The sequence below is a fragment of the Paenibacillus sp. FSL E2-0190 genome, from assembly GCF_037992965.1.
GTDB lineage: Bacteria > Bacillota > Bacilli > Paenibacillales > Paenibacillaceae > Paenibacillus_AQ > Paenibacillus_AQ odorifer.
In genome coordinates this window covers 3,780,786-3,795,415 of the sequence record NZ_CP150306.1, presented here as the reverse complement: position 1 = coordinate 3,795,415, position 14,630 = coordinate 3,780,786, and the positions used below count along the sequence as shown (strand labels likewise).

Sequence of the window (14,630 nt, the reverse complement as noted above, 5' to 3'; positions counted from 1 at the left end):
AGATTGCATAAAATCTCTTCCTTCTATCTTAACATGTTTTGTCCCGGATTGGACTTCGAATGAAGGGGAAACTAGGTCCGAGCCTTGCTCCTGATGCCGCTAAGCTTTATGATGTGAAGTAAACATAAATGTCAGAGGTGCACATAATGAAACTTGAAATTGAGCTGGTTCCCAAAGAACGTAAGCATACTATAAGCAGATTAATGCAGTTCTACCTATATGATTTCACCCGTTATTTAGAATTTGATGTCAATCAAGACGGGGTATTTCCGGCCTATCCGGGACTAGAAGCTTATTGGAGTAGCGGAAATAATAAATTCGCATATTTGTTTAAGGTGGACGGGCATATTGCTGGTTTTGCTTTGGTGGACAGGTTATTGCGTAATCCTGAAGGCCAGTTTTATATGACTGAGTTTTTTGTGATGCAAAAATACCGCCGAAGTGGTGTAGGTACATGGGCTGCGCATAAGCTCTTTGATATGTACTCTGGGGAATGGAAGGTTTCACAAGTCCGTGCGAATATACCTGCTCGTGATTTCTGGCATAAAGTGATCGGGGACTATACCCATGGAGAGTTTCAAGAGCGCTTTAATCCACAGCAAGGCAACCCCAGCCAATACTTCAACACATTAACTATTAATAGGATTAAGAAATAAAAACCGTTATATTGCTGGTTTCTTTTAGCTATGGAGCTTGCTACTAACGGCAAATGGATTGAAAAAGGGGCTAAGCGAGTGAGCGCTAGACAGTAGAGAATGACAAAGAGAGCGTCAAGACGGAAGGTCAGGAAATTGTGATTTTTTATAAAACTGGCTAGCTATTAAGAACATATACGAATTGTGATGTAGGGAGCATCTTATGCTCTCTATTGTAGTTAACATAACATTTATTATGTCAACCTATTAAACCATTCACCATAAAAAAGGTCGTTGGTTTATTTTTTGTGTTCAAAATACCCAGTCAGTGAGGGCAATATTGCATATCTTATGATGTACTCAATTACAAAGGAGGAGTCAACAATGGGCGAATTTGCAGGAGGATACGGTGGTTTCACTTCCACAGGAGCTATTCTGGTTCTGTTTATCCTGTTGGTTATCATTACTAAAACCCTCTGTCTGTAATCCTTTAACTTCACAAATTAAAGGTTCCGTCAGTCTAAATGACTGGCGGATTTTTTATGTCCGATATGTACATTGGGGGAGGAGAATACATGTGACTAAGGAGATTGACATAAAATAATTCAAAATATATATTAAACAATGTTCAAATATTAAACGGTGTTCAATCCACAAGGAGACGAATTTATGACTAAAGAACAACGAAAAGTACGTGAGCGTGAAGAAATGAGAAATCTGATCCTGCAAAATGCAGCTTTATTGATTGCCGAAGAGGGAATAGAGAAGCTGTCTATCCGAAAAATCGCTGAGAAAATCGAATATTCACCGGGAATTATTTATCATTATTTTAAAGGCAAAGAAGAGATTATCGAGAACTATTTGCAACAAAAATATACGGATATGCTTTCTGAGCTTCAGTCTGTGCAACAAGAGGTACAGCAGGAATTACCTCCAGATACACTTTTAAAACGATCATTGGAGAAGTTCATCAGGATGTCTCTTTCTATGGGTGTAGAATACCGGAATGTCATGCTAAACGATGCACCGGCTGTTCTTAGTTACACGGCTGTTCTATTTAGAGGAGCTGCACAGGAACGTAAAGCGATTGGGATGCTCTGCCAGGGCCTGCTCAGATTTGAAGCACAAAAAAACCGTGAAGAAGCTTTCGTAGAACTCACAGCTCAGGTGATATGGAGTGCAGCGTTCGGTTTAATTATGCGGTTGCTTGTCGAAAAGGATCTGCCTAATGATCAGGTCGAAGCTCTGATTTCATGTCATTTGGATTCAATGGTTGCTATTGCCTCCAGGTGAAATCTAAATATTTTCATGGAGGAGGGGGAGGGTGTTATAAAACATATAAGGAAAGTCGTAGTGCTGTCGGTGTTGATTTCGGTTATTGCAGTGTTTGCAACAGCAGTTGGGTTGTTTTCAGATGGGATAAGTGATGGAACAAAATATACTTTCACGTCAATATGGGGCGAGGATGTAAAGCTTCAGGGGTCAGGAGTGTACAGCCATGATTCTGTCTCTGCGGCGGCACAAGCTAAAGCACAGGATGGAGTTACATTATTTCTTGCCATACCTTTACTGCTCAGTTCACTCATCATGACAATTAAAGGCTCGATAAAGGGGAGGATGCTCCTTACGGGTACTCTGGGGTACTTTTTATATACTTACGCATCCTACAGCTTTCTGACGATGTACAATTCATTGTTTTTAGTTTATGTGCTGTTGTTTTCTTTAAGTTTTTTCGCATTCATCCTAGCCTTATTTTCCTTCGACAAAGAATCCATTCATACATACTTTAAAAACAGTTTACCTTCTAAAGGAATCGGCTTTTCCCTAATGGTTATTGCTTTTATGATTTTATTGCTCTGGCTAGGGAAAATACTGAATTCACTACTGGGGGGAACACCGCCACAAGGGCTAGAGCACTATAGTACGTTGGTAATTCAAGTTTTGGATCTTGCGATCTTAGTCCCATTAGCAATTGTAACGGGGATTATGGTCATTCGTAGACAACCTTTTGGGTACCTACTGGCAACTGTCGTTGTTTTTAAAGGAGTTACATTACTGCTAGCAATTACGGCAATGCTGGTGGCAATGATCTATAGCGGTGTGGCTGTGTCTATAGCCGAGTGTGTAATTTTTCCGACGATGACTGTAGCTATTGCTGCTTGTATGGTTATTTTGTTAAAGCATGTACGTGAACCCTTAAGATAATAAGTGACCAGCAAGCGGCAGGGAGTGATTAGAATGAAGACAATAATTATGTATACCTCGAAATATGGGTGTGCGGAAAAAGCGGCTTATTTATTAAAATCTCAACTGGGCGAAGAAACCGAAGTAGTTAATTTGATGCATGTTAAAGAGCCGACACTAGAACGATATGATACGGTCATCTTAGGAGGATCTGTTTATTATGGAAAAATCCAAAAACAAATGACTGATTTTACAACAAAATATCAAAATGAACTAGGGAAAAAACGAGTAGGATTGTTTGTTTGTACAGGAGCAACAGGTGAACAGGCCTCACAAGAATTGAAATCTGCGTTTCCAGAAGTGTTATATGACCAATCGGTGACGAAAGAAGTTTTTGGAGATGAGATCTATGAAGAGAAGCTAACTTTGCTAGACCGGTTTGTACTGCGGATGGTAAAAGGAAAAAATAAGAACGTAAATGGGTTATCAAAAGAGACGATCGAGCGTTTTGCTCTTGCTATGAAAAGGTTGTGAAAGTGAGTGGACGATCGAGCTTCTGAACGCACTTCGGATTATAGTTAACATAATTATGATTATGTTAACTATAATTTGACAATCAAAAAAAGTAGTCCTTCTTGTGAGAAGAGAGTAACTTCCTCGTATTGAGTCTCTGTTCATCGAAACATGAAAAAACCCTACAGAATCGTGCAGATAAAGTCGGGAAGATAAAAACCATCTCTGATAACCTTATAATTAACGAGGGGAGGCAACGTCATGGATACGCTGGTACAACTGAACAAAGCAATAAGCTATATTGAGGAGAACCTAACAAATCCCATTGATTATCAGGAGGTTGTGAAAATAGCCTGCTGTTCGGAATATCATTTTACTCGTATGTTCTCCTTCCTAGCAGGCATTACTCTGTCGGAATACATCCGGCGTCGACGTCTAACTTTGGCAGCACTCGAGCTTTCACAAAGTAATATCAAAATTATCGATGCTGCTCTGAAGTATGGTTATAATTCGCCGGATTCCTTTTCTAGGGCTTTCCATAGCATGCATGGGGTTAGTCCTTCGGAAGCTCGGGTCCATGGACATTCCCTTAAGGCATTCCCTCGGATGTCGTTTCAGCTGACTATCAAAGGAGGAAATGAAATGAATTACCGGATTGAAAACAAAGAGTCTTTTCGCATCGTGGGTATAAAAAAACGGGTTCCAATCATTTTCCAAGGGGTTAATCCGGAGATTGCATCGATGTATGAAGGGTTGACGCCGGAAATGATTGATGAGATGAAGAGATTTTCTGATGTTGAGCCCTCAGGATTTATAAGCGCCTCTACAAATTTCTCTGAAGGACGTATGGAGGAAAAAGGAGAGTTCGATCATTATATTGGCGTTGCCACTACGAAAGACGCATGGAATGGCTTGGATCAGCTGGAAGTGGCGGCCTCTATGTGGGCTGTATTCACAGTCGTCGGCTCTTTTCCGAGTGCGCTACAAGAGATCTGGGGGCGAATATATTCGGAATGGGCTCCGTCATCGGGATATGAGCTAATTAAAGGGCCTGAAATTCTATGGAATGAGCACAAAGATATCACATCGCCAAATTTTAAAAGTGAAATATGGGTGCCTATCACTAAGAAATAAAAGAGTTTGGTTGGACTATTGAAACTGAGCGCTGAATATCCTTTCACAACGAAGCTGCCGCGAAAAATCATTCCGGTAGCTTCGTCAAGCTATAGGCAGGATATTTCGAAAATATTGTAGAAGTACAACCTATCGTGTTAATGACAGAACGGGAAAATCATATTGACTCCGCATTCATGAACCTTTTATAGAGGACATGAAAGGTCTGCAACATACATTCGGCGGCATTCTTGGAGAATTGCAAATGCTTGAGAAGCTGGGAAGCTGGAGCACCAACGAAATACAGACTCCCGTAAGAAACAATGAGGGTGAACTTATTACGATCATTGAATACGAAGGTGAACTGCTAAACTGCTCCGTCCTCACCTGGTTGGATGGAAGAGACATGAATATGAATGATGTTAACAATCTTGAACTGGTAAAAGAACTGGGATCGCAAATAGCAGAACTGCATACTTTTTTTCGGCAGTACGAACATTCAGGTATGGAGATTCGCCCGAGTCAAGGCAAAGCTTATAATGAACGGATGATCCGTGTGATTCATTCGGGTGTGAAAAAGAATTTATTTACGCCTTCTGATGCTAATGTCATTGAACAAACGCTGCAATTGATCAACTCCCGGTTAGATGACCATGGCGGGGAGGCTGGCCCGGACCTTATTCATGGGGATTTGTGTATGGGTAATATCATCATCACAACCGAAGGAAAGGTGCGTTTTATCGATTTTGGCTTTTTCGGAAAAGGTTATGCTTTACTTGATGTAGCCATGGGAGCTATGATGCTGCCTTCCGATCGAAGAGATACTTTCCTAAAGGGTTATTACAGAGAGTGTGAAAATACAGCGAATGATCTACTGCAGTTGGAAGGGTTAATGTTGGTCGCTATTATTGGGTATTACGTGTTCCAGATAGAGAATGTACATGTTCATGACTGGATGCGTGAAAGAATGCCCAAATTATGCGCTGAGTATTGTCGCCCCTTCCTCAATGGTGAAAGTATATTTTATAAAATATGAAATGGAACGTTCAGGGTTGAACTAACGAGGACTGGTATGTTTGATAAAAATTGATTATAACCGTTTATCACCAAACGTGTTATCAAAAAAAAAGTAAAATAATACTGTTAAGCGCGATGGCTGTCGATTAGCATTTATTTCGATTATATTCTAACAAGGAATGAAAGGGAGAATGGTATTGATTGAACATAACAATCTTGAAGAATTTCAAGATCCGGTAAATTACGATCTTGAATTTGACGGTGAAATGGACAAATATCAGTTCTATCTTGAGCTTGCCAGATCGAGTCCTGGGGAAGTGTTGGAACTTGCTTGTGGTACAGGCTTAACAACGATCCCCCTCTCGAAAGCCGGTTTAACAATGACGGGTGTAGATATCTCTTCAGCGATGATTGCATATGCGCGGTTGAAGGCGAAAGGGCTGACTGTTACTTTTATGGAAGGTGATGCCCGTACCTTCGAATCGGACAAGCGATTTTCGATGATTTATTTGACTGGTAATGCATTTCAGGCATTCTTAAGTGATAAAGATCAAAGCGATTTGCTCACGACCGTTCACAAACATTTACAAGCCCATGGAATCTTTGCATTTGAGACCCGAAATCCGGAGGGAACGGATTTATCCGATCAAGAGGAGACAGAATGGGGAGCATTTATTGATAAGGATGGAAATAACGTCAAGGTATCAGGCACCCAATGTTACGATGCTGGCCAGCATATCATGCATTGGGTCACGATGCGTGATTGGGGGTATAAGCGAACGACTTCCCGAATTGCTTGTCGGTTCACGGATCCGAATACGCTACATTCTTTATTAACTCGTCACGGCTTTTGCGTCGAACATCAATATGCTGACTGGGATAAAACGCCGTTTTCTCCGTCATCTTCATCTATCATTAGTGTTTGTAGGAAATGTTAGGAGAAACGTAATGTATTGCGATAGAAAAAATCTAAGGTGACGCAATTGTATTAATTGAAAAGGATGGATAATTCAATGAATACATTTAACTAACGGGAATTGATAGTGGTTGCTTCTGCAGCCATTTTTTTTGCTTAACTAAAGGGTGGGATAAACCAGCAATAATCTTAGGTGAAAATGAAATTAGAGTGGTTATTTTATTTATCCTATTTATTCCTATATTTTGTGTTGTAATAAAGCATCAGGTTTTGTGAAAAGTAGAGGAACTAAATAGAAGGGAGAGATGAAATGATAGAGTTATCTAAAGGAGAGTACGCTCACATTCTGCCACTGCTGAAAAATCTAGCGTATGAACCTGTGTTTGCATATTCCGTAATTGAGCGTAATCAGTCTGGAAAAGTGTTTGTTGATCGCAGAGAAAATCCTACTTGCGGTCTAATTATCAATTTATATGGACAGTATCTTTTGACTGGCAGTGGCGACAATGAAAGCTTCATGAACGATGTGGTTGAATTTTTGCTAAATGATCAAAATCATTCAATTTACTACGATCTTTATGTTTCAACGCCGGATTTGCTTTTTCAAATTGGCGATAGGCTAGCGGGAAAGACTGTACTATTGTACCGTTCTTCTTTTACGTTCGAGCTATCCCAATTCCAACATCTAAAAACCCTTAACTCATCGCCAGAACAATTTGTAATGAAACGTATGGATGGCATTCTGTTCGATAAATACAAAAATGAAATGGACGCTTCTTATGACTCGCTATGGAGTTCGGCACAAAACTTTATAGATAGAGGGTTTGGATACTGCCTAGTGAAGGATGATCAATTTGCAAGTGTTTGTAATTCTTATTTTGTAGGTCGAGGGTATGCGGATATCGATATTGTAACCGTGGATGAATACCAGAATAAAGGGTTAGCAACACTTACGGGTACGGCATTTATAGAACATTGTTTGAACCACAATCTATTGCCGAATTATAGTTGTGACGCTGGCAATGAACGATCGATACAGTTAGCGAAAAAGCTAGGATTTGCAAAAAAAATTGATTTTTCCATGTTATGGTGGCATCAGGATCAGAGTATAATAAGTGATTATTTGAAAAGGTTCAATTATTCAAACACTTCAAAAGACAAATGAGAAACATAATGAGATTGAATTAAGCGAATGGTACATGATGGTAAAATAAGGAATTAATGGAGGCTGTCGGCGAACCTGTTTCGGCTGAGCTCTATAAAAGAACGGGATGAACGCATGTATCGGATGAAGAAAGAAGTTCTGCTCAATAAATAAAAAAGAAGTCGACCCTCTCGTTGGTCGGCTTCTAATTGTTCTATTGCGCGGTCAGGATTTGTGGTCCTTCAGAGGTGATGGCGATCGTATGCTCGTATTGGGCGGCGAGCTTGCGGTCCAGCGTCCGGGCGGTCCAGCCGTCCTGATCAATTGTCATGTTGTAGGTGCCTTCAGTGATCATGGGCTCGATCGTGAATACCATGCCTTCCTTGATGCGGGGGCCTTTGCCGGGCTTGCCGACATGCATATAGGTCGGCTCCTCGTGAAGGTCACGACCGATGCCATGAGCGAGAAGGTCGCGCACGACACCGAAGTTGTTCGATTCGGCATGCCGCTGGATTGCGCTCGTCACGTCTCCGAGCCGATTGCCGGGCTGTGCCTGCGCGATGCCGAGGTCAAGGCACTCCTTCGTGACGCGCATCAGCTTCTCAGCCGTCGGTGAGATCTTCCCGACCGCATAGCTCCAGGCTGAATCGCCGAGCCAGCCGTCGAGCTCCGCTACCGTGTCGATCGTCACAATATCGCCTTCCTCAAGTGGCTTATTTGTAGGGAAGCCATGTGCAATTACGTCGTTGACGGAGGCACAGGTCGCATATTGATAGCCATTGTAACCCTTCGTGTATGGTTTGGCGCCGTGCTTCAAAATAATATCCTCGAATATGCGCTCAATCTCGTTCGTTGTGATGCCCGGTTTGATGAGCGGGGCAATTGTGCGATGGCATTCGGCCACAACCTGGCATGCCTTGCGTATGGCTTCGATTTCATACTTGCTTTTTAAGATAACCATGTTTGTATTAGGACTCCTTTGTAATAGCTTGCATCGCGAGCTGGGCAATTCGATCGATGTCCAACTCGGAAGTGTTCGCATAGTAGTGCAGACCGCAGCAGCTGACCAACACGGCAAGCATAAGGTCGACGCTGTCGTCTTCGCGCTGGATGATCGATTGGAGTGGAACATACAGTCTTTCCGTGAATCGTCTTTTGGCAGGATGCCGATCTTTCTCTGGCAAGCCTGTAAAATGTTCCGCTGCCATTTTGTAGACGAGATATGCGCGGGCATCTGACTGCCACAACCGGAGTAACGTCTTGCAATACGGTAACAACTGCCTGTCGTCAGGGGTGTCCCGGCTGATGTTCGCCCATTGAGTCAGGGTTTGCTCACATCGCTCGAAGCCGCTGCTCAGCACATCTTCTATTAGTAAATGCCGGTTGGGGTAATAATGGTATACCGTGCCATAACCGAGACCAGCCTCGCGGGCGACGTCGCGAATATCAAAGCTTCCGCCCGTACGGAAGTAGGTGCGCGCGGCGAAGTCCAGGATTTGTTCCCTGCGCTGCATGCGTATGAGCTCATTTTGTTCTTTGGTACGGGGGCACATGGGCGCGTTAACCTCCTTTTTATAGACCTGCAAATTTGTCAATGTAAAGAGTGTAACGCATGAGGCGGAGAAATGCAATTGTTTGTTGGCGTTCGATGAAAACAACAAGGACACCATCATTGCGTCGTTAAAACGAAAGATGAAGAAGCTCGAAGAAGAAAATAAAAAGTTGCGAGAACAACTTAAGTTTTCCTATGCGGATGTCTATCAAAGGATTCGAGGGAATGACTGTTAACTTATTCACTTACGGGCAGCTTAGTTTAAGATCAGACTCGGTGAATCGTATCATAAATAGGGGCAAGTTTAACCCTTGAAACCAGTGAGCTAGGATCAATTTCGTTTCGAGCTAATGTAAATAGTAGCCGTTATTTTAAAATATGCGACAAGAATTGCATTTAAGGAAACAATATTGTATGATTTTGGTGTGTTAAAAATTGGAAAATTTAATCGTCATTGTGTGGACAGTACGTAAACTACTTCAGCAGTTAATTATGGCGTAACCAAAGTTTCTTATACTCATTAACTAAGGAGAAGCAGCCTTGCGTAAGAAGAAATATGTTAGCATTGCCTCAATTACATTGGTTGTGATTATGGTCGTTCTATTCTTCAGTATGAAAAATGTTCTTTTCGACGGCTCTTCTAACAAATCAGAGGAACAGGCCGCCACAACAACCAGTGAGATGATTAACGAGACAGAGAAACCAGCCGCTACAATAACGAATAAGGTAACCAATGAAAAGAAGAGCGTAACCGCGATGGAGGCACTGCGCCTTGGGTACTCAGAGGCGAAGAAGCTGACGGAAGAAGAGCCATTACTTATTAACATAACAAGCACGGATGACACTTCTGTTTCCCAGGAACGAACCGATGGTTCGGATGGAACAAGAGATGCTTGGAATCTCGAATTTGGCAGCAAGAAAGGGAATGTTTTTATTTATATCAAGATCGATAATGGAATGGCCATTAAGACTGATGTGAAAAGGCACGATAAGAATTTACTTGTAAAAGGACAGTATGCGATATCTGATATTCAAATCGATTCTTCCGATGCAGTTAAACAAGCTGTTGAGAGACTGGGGATGAAACCAGGAAATCCTGCTATAGCTGATGACTGGATCAAGGGGTATCATTTTACTATCAGCGGGTATAATACTGATCCTAACTCCTCCAAAACACGTCTGCTGCTAAGAGTTATGGGCATCTCGCCGAATTCTCCTAATCGTGAGAATGACAGTTTGAGAATGAGCGCTTTCTTTGATGTCAAAACAGGCGAATTGATGAGCGCTACCGAGATGACAGGCTTCGACAAGGATGGGAATACCATGTGGAAGGATATTGAGCTTAAATACTGATGAAGGCATAAATATATGAAGAAGGAAGATATTTTCATAAAAATACAACATATTACCAAATAAAGAGTTATTATTGATGGAACTTACCGTGCGTTACTGCTCATGAGCAGACGCATGGTAAGTTTGTTTTTGTGTAAAGGCGTTATTAACTGTCTACTTGGTAAAGGCTATACGCATCACTCAAGTTTATTGAAACTGGAAATATCCATTCTTCCAGGTGATGTATATGCTGTGTATATTCTTTAGTCCCCTGAACGGCGGTTAGGGCAATTGGAACCTAGCGGATCAAAGAAAGAGCATTCTGCAAAGGATGGCCCAAAAACTTACCGTTACAAACAGCGCGGTGAACTGTATCACAAGTTGTGGTAAAGTAGATTGTTGGGTTGAGCTAAGAGCAGCAATGTTAAAAATTGCAGATTGTTGTTTATAGATTGCTAAGTGAGGATTGAAAGGCTGAAAGATTGATGAATAAAGGGATGCAGGCGATTCGCAAAGTAAATAATTTAGTGCGATCCTAATAAAAGATGAGGTATATGTGATGCCAAAAAACGATAATATGCTGGCAATCCTATGGATGCTGAATTCGGGTGTTAAAATGACCGCAAAACAAATATCCGAAAAGTTAGAAATAAATATAAGGACAGTCTATCGGTATATTGATGCGCTAAGTGCCAGTGGAGTGCCTATAATATCCGACACTGGTCATAATGGCGGGTATAGCTTACTGAATAATTTTATCAGAGCACCTCTGCTATTTGATATTGAAGAAAAAAAAGCACTTCTTCATGCTGCTCTTTTTGCAGAAGAAGCCGGATACCCTTTGAGTGAGGCTTTAGGTAATGCGACATCCAAATTGAAAATGTATTCGAATCAGGAACAGGAAAGTGTTCTCAGCCATCATTTAGCCGGATTTGAAGTTATAAACCGTAGGGGAGACCCTTCTATTCAGCCAGTATTGGCGGAATTGGAGCAAGCTGTAGCAAACGAATTCTCTGTAGAAATTGATTATCACACACGCCGTGATGATCAACCCAAGACTAGGGTGATAGATCCCTATGGAATGGTGTACTGGAACAATAAATGGTATATTGTTGCATTTTGCCACCTGAGAAATGAGATCCGCAGCTTTCGGGTAGAACGGATTTTACAAATCAAGCGGACTCAAAACATATTTAAACGTTCCGAAGATTTTTTGGCTCGGGAATTTTTTTTGCGAAATCTATTACCTGATTTAGTCGGCAAGGACGGGTTAATTGCTTTAATTATCGAAGGTAGGTCAGAGGCGTTGGATGACTTATGCCTGCATTGGTTTTTGGGGCATCATCTGAAAGAACGTACATCAAATCAAGCAATCTTTTTACTTGAGGAAAAATCAATTCATACCTATGTTCCTAATTTTCTCTTATCCTACGGGAAATCCATTCAAGTAATCGAACCACAGAGTTTGAAGGAAAAACTTGTTGGTGTTGTGTCGGAGTTAATGGAATATTATCAACTTTAAAAACTTTACTGACAGCGGATGTCAGTGAAGTCATTTTATAATGATGATAATCATTGATTACCGAAGGTTGGTATCACTTGATGAATTGTAAAATAGGGAGAACTTACAAATGAATAATACGGTATATCTTTATGTGTTTGACACAATGGCAGACTGGGAAATAGGTTACTTAACTGCCGAACTGAACTCGGGAAGATATTATAAAAAGGGGCTGGCCCCATCAAAAATAGTTACCGTGGGAATTGATAAGACTCCAGTAACTACAATGGGCGGATTGAAAATATTGCCTGACATCAAATTGGATGATTGCAGTATTGAAAGATCCGATCTATTGATTTTACCCGGTGGAGATACATGGACAGAAACCATTCACCACCCCCTCTTAAAAATCGCTGAAAGGTGTTTAAGGGAAGGTATATGGGTTGCAGCGATTTGTGGTGCTACAATGGGACTTGCCCAGACAGGATTGCTGAATTCACGTGGGCATACAAGCAATGATCTGGAATACCTTAAAATGATCTGTCCCACTTATACAGGAGAAAAGTATTACAAAATGGAGTCTGCTGTAACTGATGGAAAACTGATCACCGCATCTGGAATAGCTCCGTTGGAATTTTCTGCACACATCTTGAAAGCTTTGGATGTGTTTTCTCCAAAAACATTAGACGCCTGGTATAGCCTTAATAAGACTAGTGATTCTAAATATTACTATGAGTTGATGAATTCAATACAATAAAAGATATGGGAGTATCAGGTAAATATACAAGAATGGAACACCCAACGACTTTACATCTATTACCCCATATATAACAGTGTGTTATATATGGGTAAGGACAAGATGCCGTATGAGTAACAATGCGATTTAAAATATTCGTTCCACAGAAATCCTAACGGAGTACGATAGTTAAGCATAAAGGGTTCCACATATTAGTCATGACTAATATGTGGAACCCTTTATTATATCTGACTTTCCTAAATCTAGATCTTGATAAATTGAAAAATAAAGTTGTAGACTGCACGCTGGCGTTAAGTTGTCTAAGAATACATTTGGATAAAGTGGGAGATATTACTGAAAACTTCTCCAGATGGGCGGTTATTATGAAAAAAATACTGATATCATTTTTGGCGATACTTATTTTTTCCACTGTTACAGTAGAGGCTGCGCCTGAATACGCAAAATGGGGCAAAATTGCAGTAGAGGAAACACAAAAACGATACAATGCAGTCATAATTGATTATAAGCACATTGGTCGTACTGAACTAACACCTAAAAAGTCTGAAGAGAAATTCAAACTATGGATTAGAAGCAAAGCAGGTAACGAGTTTGGAGTTTTTGTATCGATCCAATTTGACCCGCTAACTGATACAATCCAATCGATTCAGTTTTCCGAAACTAATCGTTAGATTTAATAAATCTCGCGATTACGCTAATGGGGCACGATAGCACAATGACAACAGGCTGCCGAGATCATAGGCAGCCTGTTCAGCTAACTTATCCTCTAATTGAACTATCTTAATCCCAAGGATGAAATCCCTCCAAAATGCTGTGAAATAACAGCTTTTTATGAACAAAAACTAAGCATAGCGTACCAAAAAGGACTGAATTTACTACTTTATTCTACAATTTCAACATATGAAAAATTCACAATAGAAAACTCAAAACCTATTCCTCTCCCTAGCTACTATCCACTAATTCTACAAATTCTACGCCCATACAAACAAAAACCATGAAAAAGGATATCTACACCAACCCTTATGTTTAAACAAGCTTTTTTTCTATTTTTATTGCTAATTCCATAGCTTGTAAGGCATAGTCTAACTCGATTATTGATGTAGAACCCTCCTCTAAGCATTGGAGAGCATGCGTAATACTCTTTTCAAAAGGATTAGCTTGTTCTAACAAAAGTTGCTGTTTACCTGCAGAGGTATATTCAATTAATGATCCTTCAACCGTGCCGTTCATGTCGTCACTTTCTTGATAGACTAGCTTTCCTTGTTCAAAATAAGCCTCATACCCTACGGAAAAAGGATAACCAGTTGGCATTTGTGAGGATACAACGATCTCTGCGGAGACATTCGTTTTCTGAAAATGGGTACGCACTAAAGCTTGTTCACTTCGTCCACCATCGGTTCCCCACACAAAGTATTCTTCTAACGATCCAAGCAGCCACGTTACAAAATCAAGTTCGTGAATCATCAGATTTGTGGAGATAGAATGAAGTCCGAGATCCCCCCAGAGAGGAGACGTTTCTCTTTTTAAGGTGAAGGCTAAAAGCTTTCCATATTTCTCATTAGAAGTGGTTTCGTATAAATATTTGTACGCAGGATCAAATTTAATAAATTGGTTCACGAGAATTCGTCTGCCATACAATTGTTCTGCTTCCTTCATCGCAAGGGCATCTTCAATGGTAAAGCATACGGGGGTTTCACAGAATACATGTTTTCCATGCTTAAGCGCCTCAACGGCATACTGTCTATGTAAAGTCACGGGCAGACAGATATCGATCACATCAATCGTGGTATCAAGCATGATATCCTCTATATTTGTGGTAATCTCAACGCCTAACGTTTGTTTTAAATTTTGCAGCTTAGCTTCATTTCTACCATAAACAATAACTTTGTCTACACGCTCATTTTTCGTCAATAATTCTGCATGATAAGCTCCGAACCCTGTTCCTAATACGGCAATTTTCATATGTTTC

The 14,630-nt window shown here is 40.8% G+C and carries 16 protein-coding genes; 13 read left to right on the top strand and 3 right to left on the bottom strand.

Annotated features, from left to right (window positions below; all coding sequences use genetic code 11):
* Positions 1–146 precede the first annotated feature (146 nt).
* From NST25_RS16550 to NST25_RS16510, 9 genes are all read left to right on the top strand, one after another.
* Positions 147–656, top strand: a complete 510-nt coding sequence (locus tag NST25_RS16550) for a GNAT family N-acetyltransferase (protein ID WP_076184408.1) — start codon at positions 147–149, stop codon at positions 654–656.
* A 363-nt stretch (positions 657–1,019) separates the two neighbouring features.
* The gene (locus NST25_RS16545) at positions 1,020–1,121 is read left to right on the top strand and encodes a sporulation protein YjcZ (protein ID WP_197069683.1); all 102 of its coding nucleotides are present in this window, start codon (positions 1,020–1,022) and stop codon (positions 1,119–1,121) included.
* A 183-nt stretch (positions 1,122–1,304) separates the two neighbouring features.
* Positions 1,305–1,928: a TetR/AcrR family transcriptional regulator gene (locus tag NST25_RS16540; protein WP_076277031.1), complete on the top strand. Its 624-nt coding sequence runs from the start codon at positions 1,305–1,307 to the stop codon at positions 1,926–1,928.
* Between the two features lie 60 nt (positions 1,929–1,988).
* On the top strand, positions 1,989–2,840 hold the full coding sequence (locus NST25_RS16535) for a hypothetical protein (protein WP_339187252.1): 852 nt from the start codon (positions 1,989–1,991) through the stop codon (positions 2,838–2,840).
* 33 nt (positions 2,841–2,873) lie between these two features.
* Positions 2,874–3,353: a flavodoxin domain-containing protein gene (locus NST25_RS16530; RefSeq protein WP_339187251.1), complete on the top strand. Its 480-nt coding sequence runs from the start codon at positions 2,874–2,876 to the stop codon at positions 3,351–3,353.
* A gap of 240 nt (positions 3,354–3,593) precedes the next feature.
* On the top strand, positions 3,594–4,466 hold the full coding sequence (locus tag NST25_RS16525) for an AraC family transcriptional regulator (RefSeq protein WP_076220205.1): 873 nt from the start codon (positions 3,594–3,596) through the stop codon (positions 4,464–4,466).
* A 196-nt stretch (positions 4,467–4,662) separates the two neighbouring features.
* A complete protein-coding gene (locus tag NST25_RS16520) occupies positions 4,663–5,481 on the top strand; it encodes an aminoglycoside phosphotransferase family protein (protein ID WP_339187249.1) in 819 nt (272 codons plus the stop codon).
* A gap of 178 nt (positions 5,482–5,659) precedes the next feature.
* Positions 5,660–6,400: a class I SAM-dependent methyltransferase gene (locus NST25_RS16515; RefSeq protein WP_081392544.1), complete on the top strand. Its 741-nt coding sequence runs from the start codon at positions 5,660–5,662 to the stop codon at positions 6,398–6,400.
* Between the two features lie 288 nt (positions 6,401–6,688).
* Positions 6,689–7,543, top strand: coding sequence for a GNAT family N-acetyltransferase (locus NST25_RS16510; RefSeq protein WP_339187246.1), 855 nt, complete (start codon positions 6,689–6,691; stop codon positions 7,541–7,543).
* 193 nt (positions 7,544–7,736) lie between these two features.
* Here NST25_RS16510 and map read toward each other — a convergent pair whose 3' ends face one another.
* Both map and NST25_RS16500 read right to left on the bottom strand, forming a co-directional pair.
* Positions 7,737–8,483, bottom strand: coding sequence for a type I methionyl aminopeptidase (map, locus tag NST25_RS16505; protein WP_076302587.1), 747 nt, complete (start codon positions 8,481–8,483; stop codon positions 7,737–7,739).
* 7 nt (positions 8,484–8,490) lie between these two features.
* Positions 8,491–9,075 carry a TetR/AcrR family transcriptional regulator gene (locus tag NST25_RS16500; RefSeq protein WP_340391839.1) on the bottom strand — a complete coding sequence of 195 codons (585 nt, stop codon included), beginning with the start codon at positions 9,073–9,075 and terminating at the stop codon, positions 8,491–8,493.
* A gap of 539 nt (positions 9,076–9,614) precedes the next feature.
* On the opposite strand from NST25_RS16500, the gene NST25_RS16495 reads away from it, so the two are divergent.
* The 4 genes from NST25_RS16495 (at position 9,615) to NST25_RS16480 (ending at position 13,332) form a co-directional block, all read left to right on the top strand.
* Positions 9,615–10,427 carry a hypothetical protein gene (locus NST25_RS16495; RefSeq protein ID WP_076302586.1) on the top strand — a complete coding sequence of 271 codons (813 nt, stop codon included), beginning with the start codon at positions 9,615–9,617 and terminating at the stop codon, positions 10,425–10,427.
* 538 nt (positions 10,428–10,965) lie between these two features.
* Complete coding sequence (locus NST25_RS16490; protein ID WP_076302585.1) at positions 10,966–11,928, top strand: YafY family protein; 963 nt, start codon at positions 10,966–10,968, stop codon at positions 11,926–11,928.
* Between the two features lie 109 nt (positions 11,929–12,037).
* Entirely contained in the window at positions 12,038–12,664 is a 627-nt protein-coding gene (locus tag NST25_RS16485) for a type 1 glutamine amidotransferase family protein (protein WP_339168073.1), read from the top strand.
* A 197-nt stretch (positions 12,665–12,861) separates the two neighbouring features.
* Positions 12,862–13,332: a DUF3889 domain-containing protein gene (locus NST25_RS16480; protein ID WP_256715986.1), complete on the top strand. Its 471-nt coding sequence runs from the start codon at positions 12,862–12,864 to the stop codon at positions 13,330–13,332.
* A 355-nt stretch (positions 13,333–13,687) separates the two neighbouring features.
* Here NST25_RS16480 and NST25_RS16475 read toward each other — a convergent pair whose 3' ends face one another.
* On the bottom strand, positions 13,688–14,623 hold the full coding sequence (locus tag NST25_RS16475; protein ID WP_076279340.1) for a Gfo/Idh/MocA family oxidoreductase: 936 nt from the start codon (positions 14,621–14,623) through the stop codon (positions 13,688–13,690).
* Positions 14,624–14,630 lie beyond the last annotated feature (7 nt).

Coding starts and splice junctions, on each gene's coding strand:
- NST25_RS16520 (WP_339187249.1), top strand. CDS start 4,663: ATGAAAGGTCTGCAACATACATTCGGCGGCATTCTTGGAGAATTGCAA.
- NST25_RS16545 (WP_197069683.1), top strand. CDS start 1,020: ATGGGCGAATTTGCAGGAGGATACGGTGGTTTCACTTCCACAGGAGCT.
- NST25_RS16475 (WP_076279340.1), bottom strand. CDS start 14,623: ATGAAAATTGCCGTATTAGGAACAGGGTTCGGAGCTTATCATGCAGAA.
- NST25_RS16490 (WP_076302585.1), top strand. CDS start 10,966: ATGCCAAAAAACGATAATATGCTGGCAATCCTATGGATGCTGAATTCG.
- NST25_RS16550 (WP_076184408.1), top strand. CDS start 147: ATGAAACTTGAAATTGAGCTGGTTCCCAAAGAACGTAAGCATACTATA.
- NST25_RS16525 (WP_076220205.1), top strand. CDS start 3,594: ATGGATACGCTGGTACAACTGAACAAAGCAATAAGCTATATTGAGGAG.
- map (WP_076302587.1), bottom strand. CDS start 8,483: ATGGTTATCTTAAAAAGCAAGTATGAAATCGAAGCCATACGCAAGGCA.
- NST25_RS16540 (WP_076277031.1), top strand. CDS start 1,305: ATGACTAAAGAACAACGAAAAGTACGTGAGCGTGAAGAAATGAGAAAT.
- NST25_RS16480 (WP_256715986.1), top strand. CDS start 12,862: ATGACTAATATGTGGAACCCTTTATTATATCTGACTTTCCTAAATCTA.
- NST25_RS16485 (WP_339168073.1), top strand. CDS start 12,038: ATGAATAATACGGTATATCTTTATGTGTTTGACACAATGGCAGACTGG.
- NST25_RS16530 (WP_339187251.1), top strand. CDS start 2,874: ATGAAGACAATAATTATGTATACCTCGAAATATGGGTGTGCGGAAAAA.
- NST25_RS16510 (WP_339187246.1), top strand. CDS start 6,689: ATGATAGAGTTATCTAAAGGAGAGTACGCTCACATTCTGCCACTGCTG.
- NST25_RS16500 (WP_340391839.1), bottom strand. CDS start 9,075: ATGTGCCCCCGTACCAAAGAACAAAATGAGCTCATACGCATGCAGCGC.